Raw genomic sequence first — 23,997 nt, forward strand, 5'->3', positions numbered from 1 at the left:
TTAGCAACTAATTGGTATTTTATCTACTCTATTTTGATGACGTCCACCTTCAAATTTAGTTTCTAAAAAAGTATCTACCATTGCAATAGCTTGTTGTACGGCTGTATAACGTGCAGGTATACAAATAATATTAGCATTATTATGTTGTCTAGTAAGTTGAGTTATTTCTTTGGTCCAACAAATACCAGCTCTAACTTTTTGATGTTTATTAGCAGTTATAGCAACACCATTTGCGCTTCCACAAATTAAGATACCAAAATCTACTTTTTCATTTGCTACATCATCTGCAACAGGATGTACAAAATCTGGATAATCTACACTTGTATTATTATCTGTTCCATAGTTATTAACAATATATCCTTTTGCTTCTAAATGCTTCAGTATAGCAAATTTGTAATCTGTTCCTGCGTGATCGTTCCCTATTGAGATTTTCATTTTTTTTAAATTTTAAAATAATTTACGTTTTAAAGAAAATAAATATTTATTGTTTATAACCTCAAAGTTAATAATAGATAATAAGTATACAGCATATATAGAGTTTTACTTATTCATATTTTTTAGTTTTAAAAATTATATATAAATAATAGTGTCAATAATTACCTGTTAACAACTGCACTTGTTAATTAGAATAACTTGTTAATATCTTCGTATTGTTTTTTAAAACTTTAATTAGGATTATCCAGTTAATTTTTCAAACCAAAACTTAAAATAAACCACCAAAAAAGTTAGGATGTTTTTTTGGATAAGTTTTCAGACTAAAAAGAACAGATACCAACACAAAAAAATGAAATACTTATTAAAAATTGTATGTCAATAACACTTATTAACAACTGTTAATAGTAAAACTAAATCCTTTAAAAATAAAGCTTTTAAATAACTAATAACTTGTTAATAGAGTGTTTTATTAAAACCATCAAACAAAAAACTAATAAAGTTATACCGTTATTAACAAGCTATAATAACAAACATTATTTTTTTAAATTTTTAAAAGAAAAAGATGATTATATATATATATGTGGATAACTACAATAATTTTAAAATTTAAAATAGTTTTAAGAGAAGGATATATTTCTTCCTTTATTTAAAAAGAACACTTGTCTCTTTTTTATCAATTAATACCTCCTTAACATCCATTTAATATTAAAAACGTAACTTTGTAAAAACAAATAGCGAAATTTCTCCACGTAAAACGCTATATAATAACAGAATTTCACATAACTTAGAAATTCAAAAGATTACAAAAATTAAATGAGTAAAAAGAAACACAGGAAACCTTCACATAATAAGATTTCCAACCTTACAAATACTATTCTTAGTATTTTAAAAAAAGACAGAAACCAAACATTCAATTATAAACAAATAGCTGCTAAGCTTGGTGTTAACGATGCTAGTAGTAGAAACCAAATCATTAAAAAATTACAACAACTTAAAGCGAAAGAAGAAATTAAAGAAATCGATCGTGGCAAGTTTCAAATAATTAATAATACCGAATATCATACTGGAATTTTTGATGCTGCACAACGTGGTAACGGATACGTAATTTGTGACGATTTTGAAGACGATATCTACATAGCTTCTAATAATGTAAACAAAGCATTAAATGGTGATGAAGTAGAACTTTATGTGTACAAACGTAGAAAACGCGGTAAATTAGAAGGAGAAATTACCAACATTATCAAACGTGCAAAAACCGAATACGTTGGTATTATTCAAATTCATGCTAAAAAGAATTTTGCCTTTGTAGTAGTAGATGGTAACAAAATGAAAACAGATATTTTTGTGCCAATCAATAAAACCATGAAAGCTGAAGATGGAGATAAAGTACTAGTCTCTATGGAAGATTGGCCAGAAAAAGCAGATTCTCCAAACGGAAAAGTATTAAAAGTTCTAGGAAAAGCTGGGGAACACAATACCGAAATTCACGCTATTTTAGCAGATTATGGCTTGCCTTATGAGTTCCCAAAAGAAGTAGAAGACTATGCTAATAACATAGATTTAAACATCCAACCAGATGAAATAGCAAAACGTCGTGATATGCGTAAAGATTTAACCTTTACTATAGATCCAAAAGATGCTAAAGATTTTGATGATGCACTTTCTTTTACCGTTTTAGAAAATGGTAATTATGAAATAGGAATTCATATAGCAGATGTTTCACATTATTTAAAAGAAGGAACCGTTTTAGACGATGAGGCTTACGAACGTGCAACCTCTGTATATTTAGTAGATAGAGTAGTACCAATGCTACCAGAAATATTAAGTAATGGCGCTTGTTCGCTTCGTCCTCATGAAGAAAAATATACCTTCTCTGCTGTATTTGAATTAAATGCTAAAGCAGAAATAAAAAACGAATGGTTTGGTAGAACAGTAACCTACTCAGATGCTCGTTTTGCTTATGAAGAAGCACAAGCGATTATTGAAAATAAAAACAATACCATTCCACAAGAAGTTTCCCTTACTGGTACAGCATATAAAACAGACCAAGCCATAGCAGATGCTGTTTTAAAAATGGATGAACTCGCAAAAATTATGCGTGGAAAACGCATGCGTTCTGGAGCAATTTCTTTCGATAAAGTAGAAGTAAAATTCGATTTAGATGCAGCCGCTAATCCCGTTGGCGTTTTCTTTAAAACTAGTAAAGATGCTAATAAACTAATTGAAGAATTTATGTTATTAGCAAACCGAAAGGTTTCCGAATTTGTAGGTAAGCAAAAACCAGAAAAAACATTTGTTTATCGTGTGCATGACGAACCAAACGAAGAAAAACTTATGGCTTTACAAGGCGTAGTTGCTAAGTTTGGACATAAATTAAACTTTAATAATAAAGAAGGAATAGCATCTTCTTTAAATAAATTATTAAGTGATGTTCAAGGTAAAAAAGAACAAAATTTAGTAGATACTTTAGCTATAAGAACCATGTCTAAAGCAGAATATACTACCAAAAATATTGGTCATTACGGACTCGCTTTCGACTATTATAGTCACTTTACTTCACCAATTCGTCGTTATCCAGATGTCATGGCACATCGCCTATTACAACGCTATTTAGATGGTGAAAAATCTGCCAGTGCAGATGTATATCAAGAGCGTTGTAAACATTCTAGTGATATGGAATATCTAGCTACAAAAGCCGAAAGAGATTCTATTAAATACATGCAAATTCGTTTTATGCAAGACCATCAAGACGAAGAATTTTTAGGTGTTATTTCAGGTGCTACAGATTGGGGAATTTATATAGAAATTATCTCTAATAAATGCGAAGGAATGGTAAGAACTCGCGATATTAAAGGCGATTATTATGAGTTCGACCAAGAACAATTTGCCTTAATTGGTCGCGATACAAAAACCATGTACCAACTTGGTGATGAGGTAATTGTAAAAGTTAAAAATGCAGATTTAGTTAAAAAACATCTAGATTTTACACTTATAGGAAAACCAGAATAACACAAGTATAATTAGTATATTTAAGTAATTAATTTTTCAAATTTTTTATAGCGTTTACTACTTCGTAAAAACTACGTAGTACCACGCTTTCAGCAGTCGCTTTTTTTACAGCTTTTTTAAGAAGCTGTAAAAAAGAGCTTCAACAAAGCCTCAATCGCTAACGCAAATGGTAACAAATAGAGAAAAAGTACTACTAATTAGAAAACATAAAAAATGATTCTAACCACAACAAACACAATCGAAGGACATAAAATTCATGACTATTTAGGTATTATTACTGGTGTAGCAGTAAATAGAAAACAAACCGGAATGTCTTTTAGTATGAAAAAATACTTTGATGCTTTAGAAAGTAATATTGAATCTGTAAAAGAAATAGCCTTTCAAGATCTTAAAAAAAATGCCACCGCATTAAATGCTAATGCTGTTGTAGGTATTACTATAGATGTAGAAACTATTGCAACTTCCGGAATTCTAATGGTATCTATTACAGGAACAGCTGTTAAAGTTGCCTAAAAGTCAAGGAACTAAATATTTATTTTTATTAAATTTACTTAATAATTTATTATTTATTTATCATGAAAAAGCTTCTATACTTTCTTTTTTTAATAACCACAATTACAACCTTTGCACAAGAATCTCAAAAAACAACAATTGGAGAGTTTAGTGAAATTAAAGTCTACGATCGTATAGAGGTAGAACTTATAAAAGCAGACGAAAATAAAGTTGTTGTTTCTGGTAAAAACACCGAAGATCTTGTAATTGTTCACAAAAAAGATATTCTTAAAATTAGAATGACATTACAAAAAGCATTTAATGGAGACGAAACAACAGTTCAGGTCTATTATACTTCTTTAGATGTTATTGATGCGAACGAAGGTACTTTTATAGGCTCTAACGATGTTATAGAACAGTTTGATTTAAACGTTAAAGCACAAGAAGGAGGAACCGTTACCTTACAAGTTAAAGATCTTAATTACTTAGATATTAAATCGGTTTCTGGAGCAAATATCAATATCTCTGGTACTACTACTAATCAGAACATAGATATTAACACAGGAGGATCTTATAAAGCAAAAGATTTAATTTCAGAAAATGCTACTGTAACTATTAAAGCTGCTGGAGTTGCACATATTCATACTACTAAAAAAGTAGAAGCTAAAGTTAGAGCAGGAGGAAGTGTTTATATTTATGGAAATCCAGAAATAGTAGATGAAAATACTATTTTAGGAGGAAAAATTATTATTAAAGAATAATCCTATCCTTTTTCTTAAATTTGTAAGAAATAATCTCTTATGCTCGATGCAATTTTAACAGCAATTCCTTTCGGAATCATCCTATCTTTTACCATAGGACCTGTTTTTTTTGTACTACTCGAAACTAGTGCTACCAAAGGAATAAAAAGTGCTTTAATATTTGATTCTGGAGTAATTTTAGCAGACATTTTCTTCATTATTGTTGCTTTTTATAGTACCAATAAACTTCTAGAGAAAGTAAAAGACGATCCTAGCTTTCTTATTTTTGGAGGTGTTTTATTAACAGCTTATGGTTTAATTTCATTTATTAAAACCTCAAAATCTTTTCGTGAAATTGTTAGAGAATATCATAGAGTAGAATTTAAAAAAGATTATGGTAAACTATTTATTAAAGGTTTCTTACTTAACTTTATAAACATTGGTGTGCTACTTGGTTGGCTTGGTTTTATTGTAATTGGTAACTCTTTAACAGAAAATACAAAACAACTGCAAATATTTTTAGGAACTATTTTATTGGTTTATTTTTTAGTAGATTTATTAAAGATTGTTGCTGCAAAAACACTTAAAAATAAATTAACACCAAGACGTATTTTTAAGACAAAAAAAATAGTAGCTCTTGTAATTTTAGGTTTTGGCATTTTACTTTTAGTACAAGGTTTTTTTCCTAAAGAAAAAGAACTTATTAAAGATAAGTTAGAGCAGATCAGCCCTATTTAATAGTACTCTTAATGAGTAGTTGTTATTTATAAATATCAAAAATCTAGTCCTTTTTCTAATTTGGGATCCACAATAATATTTCCTTTTAAATAGATTTTTTCCTCTATTAATACCCCTTTTTTAGAATCCATATATTGTGAATAAACCTTCATTTTATATTTACTAATAGAATTAATTAGAAAGCTTAAATCTACAGTATCCAGATAAATCCATCTGTTTCTTTTCCACTTTCCAATTTTTACACTATTGGATAAAATCAACCCATTCTTATTTAAACGAAAATTTTTATAAAAAGTCAAAGCTACCTTTGACTTTTATACAATAAACAATGTTTCAGTCAATATTGTAATTTCTTCATTATTTAGTCTAACAATTTTTGAAGACTCTATTACTCGATGCTTACAGCCACACGATAATAAAGTGTAAAAAACAAGATTGAAAATAAGAATTTCATTAAGTTTTAATATTTGTTTAGTTGTAAATTAAAAAACTCCATTCATGTTGAAATTTTCTTTGGTGTCTATCGGATTCGAACCGCTGTATTAATCTTACTATAAATTTTCTTAAAATTTAAAATAAAAAACCCCTCCACTTTTGTTGAAGGTTTTTTGAGGTGTCGTTTCTTTCTTTCGAACTACTGTACAAACCTTACTCTAAATTTCTTAAATTAAAAAACTCCATTCATATCGAAATTTTCTTTGGTGTCTATCGGATTCGAACCGCTGTATCAATCTTACTATAAATTTTCTTAAAATTTAAAATAAAAAAAACCTCAACTTTTGTTGAAGGTTTCTTGAGGTGTCGTTTCTTTCTTTCGAACTACTGTACAAACCTTACTCTAAATTTCTTAAATTAAAAAACTCCATTCATGTTGAAATTTTCTTTGGTGTCTATCGGATTCGAACCGCTGTATCAATCTTACTATAAATTTTCTTAAAATTTAAAATAAAAAAAACCCTCAACTTTTGTTGAAGGTTTCTTGAGGTGTCGTTTCTTTCTTTCGAACTACTGTACAAACCTTACTCTATTTTTTTTAAATTTCTTAAATTAAAAAACTCCATTCATATTGAAATTTTCTTTGGTGTCTATCGGATTCGAACCGCTGTATTAATCTTACTATAAATTTTCTTAAAATTTAAAATAAAAAAAACCTTCAACTTTTGTTGAAGGTTTCTTGAGGTGTCGAGCGGATTCGAACCGCTGTAGATGGTGTTGCAGACCACTGCCTAGCCACTCGGCCACGACACCTTTTGTTCTCATAAAAAAGGTGATTTTATACTTTTAATGTAGAAAACCCATTATTTATAACGAGAAGGCAAATATAAAAATAATTCCCTTTTTACGCTATTTAGATGTACTTTTTCTTTTTTCGGTAATTTCAATCGTTACCATTTCTACATCTCCACCAATTGGAGGGTTAATTTTACTCACTGCAACTGTAGCAATAGTAACTAATTTATCTTCATTAAAAACACGAGTTAAAATACGTTTTGCAACGGTTTCTAATAAATGAGAAGGTTTTGCCATTTCTTCACGAATCACTTTATTTAAAAACACATAATCCACAGTATCTTTTAAATCGTCTGTGTTTGCACTTTTTTGTAAATCGGCTTTTACCTTAATATCTACACGATAATCGCTACCAATTTTTGTCTCTTCGGTTAAGCAACCATGATGTGCAAAAACACGAATATTTTCTACTTTAATTATTCCCATAGCGCAAAAGTAGTATAATACATTACACTAAAGATAAAATATGTAATGTATTTTAAAATAGAATTATTAGTTTGTAAATAAATCAAATATATTACTTATAGCACTTGTTTTTGCTTTGTAAAACTCAGTATAAGTACAGTTATTACAGGTTACCGAAGTGTATTTTTGCGATTGTACATCAAATATTTTTGACCAAGTTCCTCCTGTTGCTCGCATTTGCCCAGTAGTATAAGAATTGTTATTACATTTTGGACAATGATAGTTAATGTGTTCCATAATTTTTGTTGATTTACTGATAAGTCTAAATTCCTCAAAAAAGTTACAAAATTTATACTTATTTGTAAATACATAGTTACTATAAATTTGACTAGTTTTGTATTTCAGTTTATAAAGCAAAATAATTATGTCTGAAGAAGCTAAAGCGCTCCATTTTATTGAGCATATTGTAGAAGAAGATTTACAAAACGGAATGCCAAAAGAGCATCTACGTTTTCGTTTTCCACCAGAACCAAATGGCTATTTACATATTGGTCATACCAAAGCAATTGGTATTAGTTTTGGTTTAGGTGAAAAATACAATGCACCTGTAAACCTTCGTTTTGATGATACCAATCCAGCAAAAGAAGAACAAGAATATGTAGACGCTATTAAGCGTGATATTGCTTGGTTAGGGTATCAATGGGCAAATGAAGTATATTCATCAGATTATTTTAAACAGTTATATGATTGGGCTATACAACTAATAAAAGAAGGTAAAGCTTATGTAGACTCGCAATCTAGCGAAGCCATGGCAGAACAAAAAGGAACACCTACACAAGTTGGTACAAATAGCCCGTTTAGAGATAGAAGTGTAGATGAAAATTTAGACTTATTTCTTCGTATGAAAAACGGAGAATTTAAAGCAGGTGAGCATATTTTACGTGCAAAAATAGACATGGAAGATCCAAACATGCTTATGCGAGATCCTATCATGTATCGCGTTATGCATGCACATCACCATAGAACAGGAAACGATTGGTGTATTTACCCAATGTACGATTGGACGCATGGTGAGAGTGATTATATCGAGCAAATTTCACATTCCCTATGTTCATTAGAGTTTAAACCGCATCGTAAATTATACGATTGGTTTAAAGAACAAGTATATCCATTAAGCGCTAGCAAATATCCATTGTTACCAAAACAAAGAGAATTTGCGCGTTTAAATTTAAGTTATACCATTATGAGTAAGCGAAAGCTTCTTAAATTGGTGGAAGAAGGAATTGTTTCTGGTTGGGACGATCCTAGAATGCCAACTATTTCTGGTTTACGAAGAAGAGGTTATACGCCAAATTCTATAAGAAATTTTATAGAAAAAGTAGGAGTAGCAAAACGTGAAAATGTTATTGATGTTTCGCTTTTAGAATTTTGTATTCGTGAAGATTTAAATAAAGTAGCACCCAGAGTAATGGCTGTTTTAGATCCATTAAAAGTGGTAATAACTAATTATCCTGAAGATAAAGAAGAATGGTTTGAAGCAGAAAACAACCCCGAAGATGCTACAGCTGGTAGCCGAAAAGTGCCTTTTTCAAAAGAAATTTATATTGAAAAAAATGACTTTAAAGAAGAAGCTAGTACTAAGTTTTTTAGATTAAAACTGGGAGGTGAGGTACGACTTAAAAATGCCTATATCATTAAAGCTGAAAGTGTAGCTAAAGATGCTAATGGAAACATCACGGAAGTACATTGTACCTATTCTAAGGATACTACTAAAAAAGTTAAAGGAACACTACATTGGGTTTCTGTAAAACATGCGGTGCAAGCAGAAGTTAGAGAATATGATCGATTGTTTATTAATGAAGCTCCAGATAACCAAGAAGGTAAAGATTTTATGGAGTTTATTAACCCTAATTCTTTAAAAGTCACAACCGCATTTGTTGAACCAAGTTTAACTGAAGCTAAAGTTGGGGAGCAGTTTCAATTTCAACGTTTGGGTTATTTTAATGTAGATAATGATACTACTTCAAATAAACTAGTATTTAATAAAACTGTAGGTTTAAGAGATTCTTGGGCAAAAGTAAAGCCTAAAGAAAATAATAACCAACAAAAACCACAACAACAAAACCAAAGAAAAGCAATTAGCGTAATTCAACAATTTGGTAAGAAATACACCAATCTTCCTGAAGAAAAACAACTAAAAGTAAGAGCAGAAATACTAGAATTAGCCAAAGATGTTTCTTATGAAGAATTAGAACCTCTTTTTGCAACAGCAGTAAAAAAAGCTGGAACTAGAATAGGAGTCATGTTAACTTTAAGTGTTTTATTAGAAAAAGGTTTAGAAAAAAATGATGTTATAAACGATTTTATAACGAAAGCACTAGAGGACAAAAATGAGTTGTTAGTTGCAGAAGCTTCTAAACTTTAATTTTTTTTTTTAATAAATAGGAGAAATAAATTACTACCTTAGTAATCTATTATTTTATTTATTAAACGCTATTAATCAACCATTAAATGAGGTATAAAAGAGTTTTACTTTAAGTACCTCTTAAGTACATTATGAAAAAACGAAACCAACCTAAAGGCCTTTTTGGCATGCTTTGTTATGTCTTTATTGCAATAATTTTCTTGAATTGTAATATTACTCAAGCGCAAAATTCAAATTCTATTTACTTCCAAGATGAGGTAATAAACATGCCAAATAATATAGATTCTTTTAATTGGGTGGATATGCCAGAATCTGCAAAATTTAGAAATGGTTATTTTGGATGGCTGCAATTTAATGAAACACCTTCTCAAAATATTCAAGATCAATTTAAAGTTAGAAAACTAAAACTTATCGCTTATTATCCCGATAAAACGTATCTTTTTTATTTCCCAAAGTATACCAATATAGATTACTTAAAACTGTCTGGAGTACGTTCTATTATTCCTATTAAAAACAGTTTTAAAAAATCCTTAAATATTAAATCGAATACCATCGATGATTATGCTATGCAAGGAAATAAAGTGCTTATTATGTTAGAGCATTATGATTTTATTAATAAGGATTTTGTAATTACAGAATTATCAAAAATAGGAGCAGTAACCATTCAAGAAAATTATAAAGGGCATCATTTTTTACAAATAGCAGTTCCTTATGCAGAAATAGATGCTGTTGTATCTAAATCTTTTGTAAAATGGGTAGAACTTATTCCTGCACCTGCAGTTAAAGAAGATGATAGAGGGCGAAATTTACATAGAGCATCTAATCTAGATTCGCAAACATCAATCGGAAGAAATTATACAGGAGCTGGTATTGGTGTATTAGTTAGAGATGATGGTGTTGTAGGACCACATATTGATTTTCAAGGAAGAATAGATAACTCAGCAACAACAACAACAGGAAATACTCATGGAGATGGGGTTGCTGGAATTCTAACAGGAGCAGGGAATTTAGACCCACGAAAAAGAGGAATGGCAGCAGGTGCTAACCTCTATGTAACTAATTATGTTGCTTCCTTTTTAGACCCAGAAACTACAACTTTAATTAATAATGGATCGGTTCAAATAACAAACTCTTCTTATGGAGATGGATGTAATGATGGATATACTACTATTTCAAATACGGTAGATGCACAAATAAATACCACGCCTTCTTTATTGCATGTATTTTCTACAGGTAATTCTGGAACTAGTAACTGTGGTTATGGTGCAGGATCTGGTTGGGGAAATATTACAGGAGGGCATAAACAAGGTAAAAATGTTATAGCAACAGCTAACACATACTTTGACGGTACGTTAGCTACTTCTAGTAGTCATGGACCAGCAACTGACGGTCGTATTAAACCAGATATTACAGCGCATGGACAAGATCAAGAATCTGCAGCAGAAAATAATACCTATCAAACTTTTGGTGGTACTTCTGGAGCAGCACCAGGTATCGCTGGAGTATCTGCTCAATTATATGAAGCGTATGCAGACTTAAATGGTGGCGCATTACCAGAATCTGCTTTAATTAAAGCAACCTTATTAAATACAGCAAATGATTATGGAAATATTGGACCTGATTTTAGTTTTGGTTGGGGTATGGTAAACGGACTGCAAGCTGTAAAATTAATAGAACAAGGACGTTATATAAATAGTACAGTGACACAAGGAGTAAATAATAACCATTTAATGTATGTACCAGCAAATACTGCACAAATCCGTTTTATGGTGTATTGGAGTGATGAAGCAGCAGCTCCAGCAGCTTCTCCTGCTTTAGTAAATGACTTAGACCTAGTAGTAACAGCTCCAGGAGGAGCTACTCATTTACCATGGGTTTTAGATACAACACCAAATGCAGCAGCATTAAGCACACCTGCAACAACAGGAGTAGACCGTTTGAACAATATGGAACAAGTTTTAATTAATAATCCAACTGCTGGAGCATACAATATTAACATAGCGGGATTTAATGTTCCAATTGGTCCTCAAAAATATTATGTGGTTTATGAAATTGTTACAAATGGGTTAACACTTACGTATCCAATTGGAGGAGAAAAATTGGAGCCAGGAACCCAAGAGGTAATTCATTGGGATGCCGTAAATACAACAGGATCTACAGACCTAGAATACTCTATAGATAATGGGGCAAGTTGGACAGCAATTACATCTGTTGCTGCAACAACAACAAATTATACATGGACTGTACCATCCACTATTTCTGGTACTTGTTTAGTTAGAATTTCTAATGGCACTTTATCCGATCAAAGTATAGATAATTTTTCTATTGCAGAAAGAGTATCAGGTGTTAATATTACCCAAATTTGTCCTACAGAAGTAACAGTGACCTGGAATGCTGTTACAGATGCCACATCGTATGATGTATATTTTTTAGGGGAAAAGTTTATGGAAGTAGTAGGAACTACAACAGCAACATCCTTAGCGATTCCTATTACAGACCCTTTTACGCCAATTTGGGTGGCTGTTAGCCCTAAAGGAGGAAATAACTGGGAAGGATTAATTAGCAATGCAGTAAATTATGCAGGTGGTGGTTTATTTAATTGCCCGTTAAGTAAAGATTTATCGGTTACAACAATTCATAATACTTCTGCTGATTTTATCACCATCTGTAATGCCGATCCAGTTATTATTTCTGCAGCTATTAGCAATGAAGGTACAGACCCACAATCTAATTTTATGATTTCTTACCAAATGGGAGCAAATCCGGTGGTTGATGAAATGTATTTAGGTACTTTGGCATCCGGAGCTTCCGAGACATTTACTTTTACAACACCTGTAAATTTAACAGCTAATGAGGAAGATACTTTAAAAGTTTGGACGACACTTATTGGGGATGAGTTTATTAATAATAATGAAAAAACCTTAGATTATTTTGCGCAGGTAAGCGGAACAGTACTAGATATAGAAGAATCTTTTGAAGTAAATGGTTTCGCTCCAACCGGCTGGACAATAAGTAACCCAGATAACGCTAGAACTTGGGTGGAAGCAAGTAATATTATTGGTATCGATGGAAACCTAACAAAAACTGCCTACGTAAATGGAGCTAATTATTCCGGTACAGGACAAGAAGATACTATGACAACGACCTTTTATGATTTAGATTTTGATGGTACTGCTGAATTAAAATTCGATATAGCAAAAGCACAATGGTCTTCATCTTATAATGATGCTTTTCGTGTGGAAGTTTCTATAGATTGTGGAGATTCTTTTACGCAAATTTATTTTAAAGATGGCTTGGATTTAGCAACAGTACCTTATACTGATTCTGGATGGTCTCCTGCAAGTGCAGCTAATTGGCGAACAGAGAATATAGATTTAACACCTTTTATTGGCGAACAAATAGTACTGCGATTTATAAATATAAATAATTACAGTAACAATACTTTTTTAGATAATATTAATTTAATTAAAGATGAAAATCCATTATCTATTACAGAAAACACATTAGAGAAAGCAATTTATGTGTATCCAAACCCAGCAAAAGAAATCGTAACTATTAGTATTAATACCCAAATAGGTAATTCATATCAATTAGAATTATTTAATAACCTTGGACAAAGCATATCTACTGTTTCTAAAACTCCTTTTAATAATAATGCACAACATCGTTTGGATGTTTCAAAATACGCAGCAGGCCTTTATTTTTTAAAAATAAAAGTTAATAATCAAGATATAATTAAGAAATTAATAATAAATTAAGGTCTTTTAACTAACTAAAAACTTAAAAAATGGAACAATTTATTAACCCTTGGGCAATTCCTGTTGCAGCAGTTGCAGCTTTAGTAATAGGAGCAATTTGGTATAACCCAAAAGTATTTGGAAGTATTTGGATGCGCGAATCTGGTATGACGGAAGAGAAAATGAAGGGTGGAAATATGGCAAAAATCTTTGGATTATCTTTAGTTTTTGCAGCTATGTTGGCCGTATTATTAATGAATTTCACCAACCACCAATGGGGAGCTGTTGGTATGATAGGAGGAGACCCAGAAGTGGCACTACCATCTTTTGAAGCTTTTATGGCAGATTATGGCAATGCTTTTAGAACTTTTAAACATGGCGCATTGCATGGTACTATGTTTGGTATCTTTGGTGCGTTACCAATTATAGGAACAATAGCATTGTTTGAGCGTAAAAGCGCAAAATATATTTTTATTAATTCGGGGTATTGGATTGTTACGCTTGGCGTAATGGGAGCTTTACTTTGTGGTTTGTAAAATATTGTAATGATTTTATACCTTTAAAGACTGAAATTATTTAATTTCAGTCTTTTTTATTTCTCTTTTATTTGATACACTTTAAACTTTTTAATACTATTGATACACTTCCAGAATCCTGGGATACACTACCAATACAAGATATATTCTTAAAAACTCCTTTTTTACAAGCATTAGAACAGTCTTCACCTAGTAATATTACATCTTATTATTTAACCGTTTATAAAGCCGAAAAATTAGTTGGAATAGCCATTTTACAACGTTTAGAAATGTATGCAGATGATATTTTTAGAAAAACATCTACTAATACCTTCAAAGTTTTTGCAAAAAAAATGATAGCTCAAATTGTAAAAGGTAACGCCTTAATTGTTGGAAATGTAATGCATACAGGACAACATGGTTTGTTTTTTTTAACCGAAGAAATTTCGCAACAAGAATTTCTTAATCAAATAGGTGAAGCTATAGTAGAATTAAGAAAAATTATAAAAAAAGAGTATAATAAAAAGATTAGAATCATTGCCTTTAAAGATTATTTTGAAACCGATCTTATTCATAATAGTCATGCTTTTTTTAATAAAGAAAACCTATATAAAGTACAAGTACAACCCAATATGTTGTTTCCTATTCTTGACGAATGGAATACCAACGAAGATTATATCGCAGCATTCAAAAAAAAATATAGAGATCGTTTTAAAAGAGCAAGAAAAAAAGGAAATTCACTACAGCTTTTAGAACTTGATTTAGAAAACATAAAGAAGCATGCTAATACACTTTTCGAATTATACGAGTGTGTTTCAGACAACGCAGGAATAAACACGTTTAAACTATCTAAAAATCATTTTTATAGCTTAAAAGAACATTTAAAAAAAGATTTTAAGGTATTCGGTTTCTTTTTAAATACAGAATTAGTTGGTTTTTATACTTTAATCTTAAATAATAACAACTTAGAAACTTATTTTTTAGGATATAATCCAGACCTTCAACATGCACATCAAATGTATTTAAACATGTTGTATAATATGGTTAGTTTTGGTATCGAAAATAATTTTGAGACTATTGTTTTTGCAAGAACAGCAATGGAAATTAAAAGCTCTATAGGAGCAAAACCAAACAAGATGTTTTTGTATTTAAAACACACGAATAATTTTATTGCTAATACGGTTTTAAAGTTAATTGTTAAATACATGAACCCAATAAGAGAGTGGCAAGAACGGCATCCATTTAAATAAAAAAACCTCAAAGTATCATTTTGAGGTTTTTCGTTTTTATGTGTTTAAATTTAGTCTTCTATTTCTTCAGATTCCATCGTATCATTAGGAATTTCCATATTTGTTTCAAATCCAGGAAATAAAGTTTCTGCAACTGTTTGGTTATTCATTTTTTCGGCTTCAATAAAATACCAAAATTTTTCTTGGGCATTATAAAAACCTAATAAGTGACTTTTAGATTTAATTCGCATTCCAGGCATTTTCATTTGGTTGTATCCTTCTACAAGACATCTGTATTCGTCTTGTTCAAAAACCACATCCGAAACGCTAATTACATCTGCTTTTTCAAAAACAATGCCTTGTGCATTTATAGATTCAAAAGTAGTCTCCACAAGGTTTAAAGCTTGTTCTTCTCCTCCCATTAATTTAATAACACTAGGGTGAGTATGTTTTAAAACGGTTTTAAAATCCATTTTTAAAGTTGCTTCACTAGTAATCTTTGCATCTCTTAAAGCTTCTTCTTTAAGAGCTGTTTTATCTTGAGCAAAACTTAAAGAGCAACTAAAAAAAAGAAGAAATAGCAGTTGTAGTTTATTCTTCATCTTTTTTATTTTTCTTATTTAATTTAGCTTGTTTCATTGCTTCACCAATTTCATTACTTGCTGCAAAACTAGCAACCATGTCGTTTAACATATTACTTCCTGCTTGAGGAGAGTTTGGTAGTAAAATTAGATTACTATTCGTTTCTCCACCAATAGCTTGTAAGGTATCATAATGTTGGGTTACTACAATTAGTGCAGATGCTTCTTGACTGTTAATACCAACTTTATTAAGTACTTCAACAGATTCTTCTAAACCTCGAGCAATTTCACGACGTTGGTCTGCAATACCTTGTCCTTGTAATCGTTTGCTTTCTGCTTCTGCTTTTGCTTTTTCTACAATTAAAATACGTTGTGCATCTCCTTCATATTGTGCCGCAGTTTTTTCTCTGTCTGCAGCATTAATTCTATTCATTGCTTCTTTTACTTGCGCATCTGGATCAATATCTGTTACTAAGGTTTTAATAATATCGTAACCATAGTCCAGCATTGCTTCGTTAAGCTCCGATTTTACTGCAATAGCAATATCATCTTTCTTTAAAAAGACATCATCTAATATCATTTTTGGTACTTCTGCACGAACAACATCAAAAACATAACTTGTAATTTGCTCATGTGGATAATCTAATTTATAAAAAGCGTCTTCTACTTTTAATTTAATAACCTTGTATTGTACAGAAACTTTTAGTCTTACAAATACATCGTCTTTTGTTTTTGTTTCAATAATTACATCTAATTGCTGAATTTTTAAACTTAAACGACCTGCAATTTTATCAATTATTGGAATTTTAAACTGTAATCCAGACTGGCGAATACTTTGAAACCTTCCAAAGCGTTCTATTATAGCAGCTGTTTGTTGTTTTACGGTAAAAATAGAAGAAATCAAGATGATTATTCCGAAAAAAATAATTGGTATAAAAAGAAATTGTCCCATAACTTGTTTTTTTAATGGTTAAAATAATATGACTTTAAAATTAAACTATATTTGTCCAAACACATAAAGAATTATGAAATTTAAACAATACATCTTATTAGTAGTACTTTCTGTAGGTTTTGTTACAATTAATTTTGCGCAACATAGAACGGTTCCTATTAAAAATGGCCTAGGAATTCAAGGGGGTTTAACGCAATTTGATATTATTACAGATAATTTTGAAACTACAGCAGGTAATGGATGGATAGGTGGAGGATCTGCTACTGTAGATTTACCTCACAAATTTTATAACATGAGTTATAGCATTCAATTGTCTGAAAACACTATTGGAATAGCTTCTAGACCTTTTGCATTAGCAACGGTGGATGAATATGTAGACTATAAATTATTTACAGCGCAAATATCTTTACAAGCACACATAAAAATTATAGAAAGTTATTTAACTCTAGACGTTGGACCAATGTTACAATACAATAGTGAACTTGAATTAAAAGACGACGACCAGGAAAATTTTATTATTAATAACTACGATAATTTATTAGCGAAAGACATAAGTGATATTTCTAAATTTAATGTAGATGGAGCTATTGGTTTATCTGCTGGAGTTAGTCATTTTAGACTTAAAGCACAATATATTTACGGATTTACAAACATGTTTGGTAAGCTTAATAAAAATAATCTTGATACCTCCGGAAGTGGTGGTAGTAAGTTTAAAGGAAACCAATCCATGTTGGCTTTTACCCTTATGATTACATTTTAAACCTATATATTTTTATATTTATAAAAGTAAAAAGCGAGCTGTTAGGCTCGCTTTTGTATTAAATAGTTTTTGTTAGATTTTCTATTCGTTCTAAAGATTGGTTTTTACCAATCATGTACATAATATCAAAAACATCTGGTCCTTGTAAAGCACCTACTAGTGCTAATCGCAATGGCATCATTACTTTACCAAAACCAATTTCTTTATTGGTAATCCAAGTTTTAATAGTAGTGGTAAGATTTTCTACATTAAATTCTTCTATCGCATTTATTAATAATGAAAGCTCACCCATTAATTCACGAGTACCTTCTTTCATTGCTTTCTTATATGCTTTTTCGTCGTAAGTTTTTGGACTTGTAAAAAAGAAAGCACTTAAATCCCAAAAGTCGCTTACAAAAGTTGCACGTTCTTTAATTAAGCCAACAACCATAGCAATATAATTTACGTCTATATCTTTTAATTCATCATGATTTTGTTGAAACATAACCGCTAAAGCATCATTGCTTTGCTCTTGCATATAATGGTGATTAAACCATTTTATTTTGTCTGGATCAAAACGTGCTCCAGATTTATTTACGCGATCTAAATCGAAAGCAGCAACCAATTCATCTAGGTTAAAAATCTCTTGTTCTGTTCCTGGATTCCATCCTAAAAACGCTAGAAAATTCACCATTGCATCTGCAAAATAGCCATCTTCTTTATAACCTCTAGAGATTTCTCCTTCTGGTGATTTCCATTCTAATGGAAACACAGGAAAGCCTAATTTATCACCATCACGTTTGCTTAGTTTTCCTTTCCCTGTAGGTTTTAAAATAAGAGGTAAATGTGCAAATTCAGGAGCTTCCCAACCAAATGCTTTATATAATTGATAATGTAAAGCCAAACTTGGTAACCATTCTTCTCCTCGAATTACATGTGTAATTTCCATTAAATGATCATCTACAATATTTGCTAAATGATAGGTTGGCATACCATCACTTTTAAACAGAACTTTATCATCTAAAATATTAGTATCAATACTAATGTTTCCTCTAATTATATCTGTAAGAGCCAATGTTTCGTCTTGTGGTGATTTGAAACGAATTACATAATCTTCGCCAGCATCCAATTTTGTTTGTACTTCTTCTTCCGAAAGCGATAAAGAGTTGCTTAATTTTAAACGATTATGCCAATTATAGATAAACGTTTTTTTATTTGCTTCATGTTCTTTTCTGTGTGCATTTAAAGCATCTGCAGTATCAAAAGCGTAATAAGCATTTCCAGACGCAATTAATTGTTCCGCATATTGTTTGTATAAATCTTTACGTTCACTTTGTCTATATGGTCCAAATTTTTCGTTTTTACCTGGTCCTTCATCAAAAGGAATAGCACACCAATTTAAGGCATCTACTATATATTTTTCTGCGCCTTCTACATAACGATTTTGGTCTGTATCTTCTATGCGTAACACAAACGTTCCGTTGTATTTTTTTGCAAATAAATAGTTAAATAAAGCAGTACGAACTCCTCCAATATGTAAAGGTCCAGTTGGACTTGGTGCAAAACGCACTCTAACGTTTTTGGTCATTTTATTGTATTTTGAATGATTGCAAAGATAGACTAGCAAAGAATAAAGAACAAAGAAAATAGAATAAAGAGCAAAAGAGTTTTTTAAGATGAAATCATTTCACGTGGAACCCGTTTATTCATAATTTTAAACCAAAGCGGAGGAAACAAAGAAATAAGCATAGAAGTTGGATATCCATATGGCATTTGTGGACTTTCTTCATGACAATCTAAAATCTGATATTTTTTATTTGTTTTATAATGATGGTCGCTATGCCTAGTGAGTTCATATAGTACAATTCGGCCAATTACGTGGTTGGAGTTCCATGAGTGAATTTGTTTTACACGTTCGTAACGACCAGATTTTGTTTTTAAACGAAGCAAACCATAATGCTCTATATAATTAACTGTTTCTAATAGAATAAAACCAACAATTCCAGATACTAAAGCAAAAAGTAATCCTGTTGCAGAAAAAAAGAAATACACCAAAACCAAATACGTTATCTGGATAATAGAGTACCAAAACATGTCGTTTTTTAAAGAGAAAAAAGAAAGGTTTTTATTTTTTAAAAGCGTTTTTTGAATCTTCCAAGACTTGAAATATTGTCTAATAGTTGAGGTAAACCAAAAAGAATACACACTTTGGTTATATCTTGCAGTTGCTGGATCTTCTGGAGTTGCTGCATGTAAATGATGTCCAAAATTATGTTCTATATAAAAGTGCATGTATAACGAAGGAAGCAGTAAAGCTTTACCAAGAAAACGTTCGTTAGTACTTTGTCTGTGACCAAGTTCGTGAGCTACGTTTATTCCGTTAATTGCTAAAACAATTCCTAAAGAAATCATTAAACCAATCCATTCATAGGTTTCAATATTTTGTGAAGTAATTGTTTTTAAACTTAAAAAAAGTAAGCTAAAAACAATAGGAATATTTAAATATAACAACCAGTCGAAGAAAATATTTTTTAGTTTGTTTTCTACTTCTTCATCTTCTAGATTTTTTTCATCTACAGGAAAAATCATTTCAAAAATAGGCAATAAAACAAAAGCATAAGCGGGAACCAAAAACGAATATATTCCTTTAAGATATAAGCCAATAAATGCCATTAAAGGAATCGTAAATGCAAATAAATATTTAAGGTCTTTCATTTAAAATTATGTTTTTAGTTTCCATGAAGGTGGAAATCTTTTAATTCTAGACTAGAATTAACAGAATGTTACCAAATTTAGGCATTTATAGTTTAAATTATTATTGTAGTTTAGTAAGTTAAACGGCTATACATTGAGTAATTTTAAAAATATACAAGCAAAACTAGAAGCGTTTATTAGAAAATACTATACTAATGAACTCATTAAAGGTACCATTCTATTTTTTAGTATTGGTATGTTGTATTTTTTATTAACCTTACTTATTGAGCATTTTTTATGGTTAAGCTCTACAGGAAGAACCGTCTTGTTTTGGTTATTTGTAGTTGTTGAGGCGATGTTGTTTGCTAAATTTATTGCAATTCCTTTATCGAAGTTATTAAAGCTTCAAAAGGGAATAAACTATGAAGATGCATCCAAAATAATAGGGCAACATTTTCCTGAAGTGAATGATAAACTACTCAATGTACTTCAATTAAATCAAACAACTAATCAATCGGAATTACTTTTAGCAAGCATTGAACAAAAATCGGAAACATTACAACCTATTCCATTTAAGTTAGCAGTTAATTTTAAAAAGAATACAAGGTATTTAAAATACGCATCTATTCCAGTGCTTATTCTTCTTTTAGCCTTTGTTTCTGGACGTTTGGATTGGTTTAGTGATAGTTATGAGCGTGTTGTAAATTATAAAACAGCATACGAACCACCAGCTCCTTTTCAGTTTTTTGTTGTGAATGAGAATTTGCAAGCAATAGAGAATAAAGACTTTAAACTCTTAGTAAAAACAGCAGGTACAATCCAACCTGAAAATGTACAAATCACATATAATAATGAAACCTATTTTTTACAGCAAAAAGCCATAGGTAGTTTTGAATATAATTTACCAAAGCCAAAAAAGGATATTACGTTTCAGCTTTCTGCCAATAATGTTACTTCAAAACCCTATACTTTGCGAGTAATTGAAGCGCCAACCTTACTTAGTTTTGATATGATATTAGACTATCCTAGTCATACTAAAAAGCGAGATGAAACATTAAAGAGTACAGGAAATGCTGTGGTTCCTCAAGGAACTAATATTACTTGGAAATTAAACACCAATGCTACAGAACAAGTACAATTATATGCAAAAGACACTTTAGTGTTTATCACTAATAAGACTGGTGTTTTCGAAGCTTCTAAACGTATTTTTAATACTTTAAAATACAATCTAACCACAAGTAATTCTAAACTAAAAGATTACGAAAACTTAGCTTTTAATATAGATGTTATAAAAGACGAATACCCTGAACTAAATATCGAAATGCGTGTAGACAGTTTAGACCAGCAAAGTCTATATTTTTATGGTCAAGCTAGTGATGATTATGGGTTAAGTAAATTGCAATTGGTATATTATCCTTCGGAAACAGAGAAGGATAAGAAGCTTGAAATAATTCCTATTTCTAATTCGAACGTGTCGGATTTTATAAGTGCCTTTCCAAATAATTTAGAAATTACGGAAGGTGTTAGTTACGATATATATTTTGAGGTTTTCGATAACGATGCGATTCAGAAATATAAGCGTACAAAAAGCCAAATTTTTTCCTACAGAAAATTAACCAAAGAGGAAGAAGAACAAAAACAATTACAAGAACAAAACGAAACCATTCAAGATTTAGATAAATCTTTAGAAAAGTTCGAAGAACGCGAAAAGGAACTCCGAGAACTTTCTAAAACACAAAAAGAAAAAACAGAACTTAATTTTAATGATAAACGTAAACTGGATAATTTCTTGAAACGCCAAAAAGAGCAAGAAGAGATGATGCAGAGTTTTAATAAAAAACTGAAAGATAATTTAGAGCAATTTCAGCAAGAAAAGAAAGATGACCAATTTAAAGACGATTTAAAAGAGCGTTTAAAAGAAAATGAAGAGCAGCTTAAAAAAGACGAGAAACTGCTGGAGGAGCTTGAGAAATTGAGAGAAAAATTAGACAAAGAAGAATTAAGTGAAAAATTAGAAAAGTTAGCGAAGCAAAATAAAAATCAGAAAAGAAGTTTAGAACAATTACTAGAGCTTACTAAAAAATATTACATAGGAAAGAAATTAGAAAAGTTACAACAAGAATTAGCAAAATTAGCAGAAAAGCAAGAAAAGTTATCTGAGGAAACTCTAGAAAATAATACCAAAGAAAAACAAGATGAAATAAATAAGGAGTTTGAAAAATTTCAAAATGAAATGGATGCGCTTGAAAAAGAAAACCAAGAATTAAAACGTCCGGAAAAAATAGATCGAAATAAAAACGAGGAAGATAATGTAAAAGAAGATCAACAAGAAGCTTCCGATAAATTAGAAGAAAAAGAACAAAGTCAAGAAGAACAACAAAAACAAAATAGCCAGAATCAAGCAAAGCAAAAACAAAAGCAAGCAGCTCAGAAAATGAAAAAAATGAGCGAACAAATGCAAGCTGCTATGGCGGCTTCTGGAGGAGAACAAATGGCAGAGGACGCCGAAATGTTGCGTCAAATACTAGACAACTTAGTACTTTTTTCTTTTAACCAAGAAGGATTAATGAACCAGTTTGAAAGTATTGAGGTAAACCATAATAAATACGCATCTTATTTGCGTAAACAACATAATTTAAGAGAACATTTCTCACATATAGATGATAGTTTATTTGCACTATCGCTTCGTCAACCAAAAATTTCTGAGAAAGTAAATAAAGAAATTGGAGAAGTGTTTTATAATATTGATAAATCTTTAGTGGAATTTTCTGAAAATCAGATATATAAAGGGGTTTCCAATCAACAATATACCATAACTTCAGCAAATAATTTAGCAGATTTTCTAAGTAACGCATTAGATAATATGCAAATGCAAATGAATGGAGAAGGGCAAGGGGGTAAAGGAAACCCTAAACCAGGTGAAGGTAAGGGAGGAGATGGCGGACTTCCAGACATAATAAAAAGCCAAGAACAACTTGCAAAAGAAATGCAAGAAGGGATGCAAAAAGGAAAAGAAGGGGAAGAAGGAAAAGAAGGAGAAACTGGCGAAGGAGATAATGGAAAGGAAGGAAAAACAGGTAAAGAAGGTGATGCTAAAGAGGGGAAGGGTAAAGAAGGTGGAGATAAGCAAGGTGAAGGAGAAGGTAATAGCGAAGAATTAAATGGAGAGCTATATAGAATTTACCAACAACAACAGCAAATACGTCAAGCATTGCAAGATAGATTAGCTAAAGAAGGAAAAAATGGTGTTGGTAGTAATCTAGTGAAACAAATGGAACAGATTGAAATGGATCTTTTAAATAAAGGTTTCACGAATCAAACGATGGAGAAAATGTTAAATTTAAAACATCAATTATTAAAATTAGAACAAGCAACTTTTCAACAAGGTCAAGAAGAAAAGCGTGAATCGGAAACCAACCAAAAGCAATTTGATAACAAAACAAACAATCAAATTCCAACGGCAAAACAATATTTTAACACTACCGAAATATTAAATAGACAAAGCTTACCTTTGCAACCAATTTATAAAAAGAAAGTGCAAGAGTACTTTAAAAAAAACAATGATTAGTTTTAATTACGAGAACGATTTTATATTAGAAAATGAAACAAAATTAGCTACATGGATATCTAGCGTAATAGTTTCAGAAGACTGTAAAGAAGATGAAATAAATTACATTTTTTGTGATGATGCTTACTTGCATAAATTAAATGTTGAATTTTTAAATCATGATACTTTAACAGATATCATTAGTTTTGATTATTCAGTAGGTAAAATCTTACAGGGTGATATTTTTATTTCAACAGAAAGAGTAATAGATAATGCATCCGATTTCAAGGTTTCTTTTACTGAAGAATTACAAAGGGTTCTTGTTCATGGTATTTTGCATTACTGTGGTTATAAAGATAAAACAGAAGAAGAAGCAAAAAAGATGCGTAGCAAGGAAAACTTCTACTTAAAACAACTTGAACGTATTTAGAACTTTCGTTGTATATTTGCAAGCTTTTTAATTTTACAA

General features: G+C 30.7%; 18 protein-coding genes and 1 tRNA gene. 11 read left to right on the top strand and 8 right to left on the bottom strand.

From position 1 onward, the window contains the following. Positions 1-435 (bottom strand): ribose 5-phosphate isomerase B, encoded by a 435-nt coding sequence (rpiB, locus tag Q4512_RS02825; protein WP_303421391.1) that lies wholly within the window; start codon positions 433-435, stop codon positions 1-3. Positions 436-1,248: 813 nt separating this feature from the next. Here rpiB and rnr point away from each other — a divergent pair. The 4 genes from rnr (at position 1,249) to Q4512_RS02845 (ending at position 5,414) form a co-directional block, all read left to right on the top strand. Next, positions 1,249-3,444, top strand: a complete 2,196-nt coding sequence (gene rnr / locus Q4512_RS02830; protein ID WP_303421393.1) for a ribonuclease R — start codon at positions 1,249-1,251, stop codon at positions 3,442-3,444. A gap of 213 nt (positions 3,445-3,657) precedes the next feature. Continuing rightward, the gene (locus Q4512_RS02835; RefSeq protein ID WP_303421395.1) at positions 3,658-3,957 is read left to right on the top strand and encodes a heavy metal-binding domain-containing protein; all 300 of its coding nucleotides are present in this window, start codon (positions 3,658-3,660) and stop codon (positions 3,955-3,957) included. A 62-nt stretch (positions 3,958-4,019) separates the two neighbouring features. After that, a complete protein-coding gene (locus Q4512_RS02840; protein ID WP_303421397.1) occupies positions 4,020-4,697 on the top strand; it encodes a head GIN domain-containing protein in 678 nt (225 codons plus the stop codon). 39 nt (positions 4,698-4,736) lie between these two features. Continuing rightward, positions 4,737-5,414: a LysE family translocator gene (locus Q4512_RS02845; protein ID WP_303421399.1), complete on the top strand. Its 678-nt coding sequence runs from the start codon at positions 4,737-4,739 to the stop codon at positions 5,412-5,414. A 1,177-nt stretch (positions 5,415-6,591) separates the two neighbouring features. Here the strand turns inward: Q4512_RS02845 and Q4512_RS02850 are convergent. From Q4512_RS02850 to Q4512_RS02860, 3 genes are all read right to left on the bottom strand, one after another. Further along, positions 6,592-6,662: transfer RNA gene (locus tag Q4512_RS02850), tRNA-Cys, on the bottom strand. 96 nt (positions 6,663-6,758) lie between these two features. Continuing rightward, positions 6,759-7,130, bottom strand: a complete 372-nt coding sequence (gene folB / locus Q4512_RS02855; protein ID WP_303421401.1) for a dihydroneopterin aldolase — start codon at positions 7,128-7,130, stop codon at positions 6,759-6,761. Positions 7,131-7,196: 66 nt separating this feature from the next. Then, positions 7,197-7,406, bottom strand: a complete 210-nt coding sequence (locus Q4512_RS02860) for a zinc ribbon domain-containing protein (protein WP_303421403.1) — start codon at positions 7,404-7,406, stop codon at positions 7,197-7,199. 127 nt (positions 7,407-7,533) lie between these two features. Between Q4512_RS02860 and Q4512_RS02865 the strand changes: the two genes are divergently transcribed. The 4 genes from Q4512_RS02865 (at position 7,534) to Q4512_RS02880 (ending at position 15,036) form a co-directional block, all read left to right on the top strand. Next, positions 7,534-9,534 carry a glutamine--tRNA ligase/YqeY domain fusion protein gene (locus Q4512_RS02865; RefSeq protein WP_303421405.1) on the top strand — a complete coding sequence of 667 codons (2,001 nt, stop codon included), beginning with the start codon at positions 7,534-7,536 and terminating at the stop codon, positions 9,532-9,534. 131 nt (positions 9,535-9,665) lie between these two features. Further along, positions 9,666-13,292, top strand: coding sequence for a S8 family serine peptidase (locus Q4512_RS02870; RefSeq protein WP_303421406.1), 3,627 nt, complete (start codon positions 9,666-9,668; stop codon positions 13,290-13,292). Positions 13,293-13,321: 29 nt separating this feature from the next. After that, entirely contained in the window at positions 13,322-13,807 is a 486-nt protein-coding gene (locus Q4512_RS02875) for a DUF1761 domain-containing protein (protein ID WP_303421408.1), read from the top strand. A gap of 71 nt (positions 13,808-13,878) precedes the next feature. Continuing rightward, complete coding sequence (locus Q4512_RS02880; RefSeq protein WP_303421410.1) at positions 13,879-15,036, top strand: GNAT family N-acetyltransferase; 1,158 nt, start codon at positions 13,879-13,881, stop codon at positions 15,034-15,036. Positions 15,037-15,086: 50 nt separating this feature from the next. Here Q4512_RS02880 and Q4512_RS02885 read toward each other — a convergent pair whose 3' ends face one another. Both Q4512_RS02885 and Q4512_RS02890 read right to left on the bottom strand, forming a co-directional pair. Next, complete coding sequence (locus Q4512_RS02885) at positions 15,087-15,617, bottom strand: hypothetical protein (RefSeq protein WP_303421412.1); 531 nt, start codon at positions 15,615-15,617, stop codon at positions 15,087-15,089. Next, positions 15,607-16,548, bottom strand: coding sequence for an SPFH domain-containing protein (locus Q4512_RS02890; RefSeq protein ID WP_303421414.1), 942 nt, complete (start codon positions 16,546-16,548; stop codon positions 15,607-15,609). The genes Q4512_RS02885 and Q4512_RS02890 overlap by 11 nt, the downstream gene beginning before the upstream one ends. Before the next feature lie 73 nt (positions 16,549-16,621). Here Q4512_RS02890 and Q4512_RS02895 point away from each other — a divergent pair, with 73 nt between their 5' ends. Then, entirely contained in the window at positions 16,622-17,308 is a 687-nt protein-coding gene (locus tag Q4512_RS02895; protein WP_303421416.1) for a hypothetical protein, read from the top strand. A 58-nt stretch (positions 17,309-17,366) separates the two neighbouring features. Here the strand turns inward: Q4512_RS02895 and gltX are convergent, their stop codons facing one another. Together gltX and Q4512_RS02905 are read right to left on the bottom strand one after the other, a co-directional pair. Continuing rightward, a complete protein-coding gene (gene gltX / locus Q4512_RS02900) occupies positions 17,367-18,875 on the bottom strand; it encodes a glutamate--tRNA ligase (RefSeq protein ID WP_303421418.1) in 1,509 nt (502 codons plus the stop codon). 83 nt (positions 18,876-18,958) lie between these two features. After that, on the bottom strand, positions 18,959-20,002 hold the full coding sequence (locus tag Q4512_RS02905) for an alkane 1-monooxygenase (RefSeq protein WP_303421420.1): 1,044 nt from the start codon (positions 20,000-20,002) through the stop codon (positions 18,959-18,961). A gap of 133 nt (positions 20,003-20,135) precedes the next feature. On the opposite strand from Q4512_RS02905, the gene Q4512_RS02910 reads away from it, so the two are divergent. Both Q4512_RS02910 and ybeY read left to right on the top strand, forming a co-directional pair. Next, positions 20,136-23,549 carry a DUF4175 family protein gene (locus Q4512_RS02910; protein ID WP_303421422.1) on the top strand — a complete coding sequence of 1,138 codons (3,414 nt, stop codon included), beginning with the start codon at positions 20,136-20,138 and terminating at the stop codon, positions 23,547-23,549. After that, positions 23,542-23,958 carry an rRNA maturation RNase YbeY gene (ybeY, locus tag Q4512_RS02915; RefSeq protein WP_303421424.1) on the top strand — a complete coding sequence of 139 codons (417 nt, stop codon included), beginning with the start codon at positions 23,542-23,544 and terminating at the stop codon, positions 23,956-23,958. Before Q4512_RS02910 ends, ybeY begins: the two co-directional genes overlap by 8 nt. Positions 23,959-23,997 lie beyond the last annotated feature (39 nt).

Origin of the sequence: Oceanihabitans sp. 2_MG-2023, assembly GCF_030547245.1 — a bacterium.
In the GTDB taxonomy this organism is placed as follows: Bacteria; Bacteroidota; Bacteroidia; order Flavobacteriales; family Flavobacteriaceae; genus Oceanihabitans.

Coding starts and splice junctions, on each gene's coding strand:
- Q4512_RS02845 (WP_303421399.1), top strand. CDS start 4,737: ATGCTCGATGCAATTTTAACAGCAATTCCTTTCGGAATCATCCTATCT.
- rnr (WP_303421393.1), top strand. CDS start 1,249: ATGAGTAAAAAGAAACACAGGAAACCTTCACATAATAAGATTTCCAAC.
- ybeY (WP_303421424.1), top strand. CDS start 23,542: ATGATTAGTTTTAATTACGAGAACGATTTTATATTAGAAAATGAAACA.
- Q4512_RS02870 (WP_303421406.1), top strand. CDS start 9,666: ATGAAAAAACGAAACCAACCTAAAGGCCTTTTTGGCATGCTTTGTTAT.
- gltX (WP_303421418.1), bottom strand. CDS start 18,875: ATGACCAAAAACGTTAGAGTGCGTTTTGCACCAAGTCCAACTGGACCT.
- folB (WP_303421401.1), bottom strand. CDS start 7,130: ATGGGAATAATTAAAGTAGAAAATATTCGTGTTTTTGCACATCATGGT.
- Q4512_RS02835 (WP_303421395.1), top strand. CDS start 3,658: ATGATTCTAACCACAACAAACACAATCGAAGGACATAAAATTCATGAC.
- Q4512_RS02895 (WP_303421416.1), top strand. CDS start 16,622: ATGAAATTTAAACAATACATCTTATTAGTAGTACTTTCTGTAGGTTTT.
- Q4512_RS02885 (WP_303421412.1), bottom strand. CDS start 15,617: ATGAAGAATAAACTACAACTGCTATTTCTTCTTTTTTTTAGTTGCTCT.
- Q4512_RS02860 (WP_303421403.1), bottom strand. CDS start 7,406: ATGGAACACATTAACTATCATTGTCCAAAATGTAATAACAATTCTTAT.
- Q4512_RS02875 (WP_303421408.1), top strand. CDS start 13,322: ATGGAACAATTTATTAACCCTTGGGCAATTCCTGTTGCAGCAGTTGCA.
- rpiB (WP_303421391.1), bottom strand. CDS start 435: ATGAAAATCTCAATAGGGAACGATCACGCAGGAACAGATTACAAATTT.
- Q4512_RS02905 (WP_303421420.1), bottom strand. CDS start 20,002: ATGAAAGACCTTAAATATTTATTTGCATTTACGATTCCTTTAATGGCA.
- Q4512_RS02865 (WP_303421405.1), top strand. CDS start 7,534: ATGTCTGAAGAAGCTAAAGCGCTCCATTTTATTGAGCATATTGTAGAA.
- Q4512_RS02890 (WP_303421414.1), bottom strand. CDS start 16,548: ATGGGACAATTTCTTTTTATACCAATTATTTTTTTCGGAATAATCATC.
- Q4512_RS02840 (WP_303421397.1), top strand. CDS start 4,020: ATGAAAAAGCTTCTATACTTTCTTTTTTTAATAACCACAATTACAACC.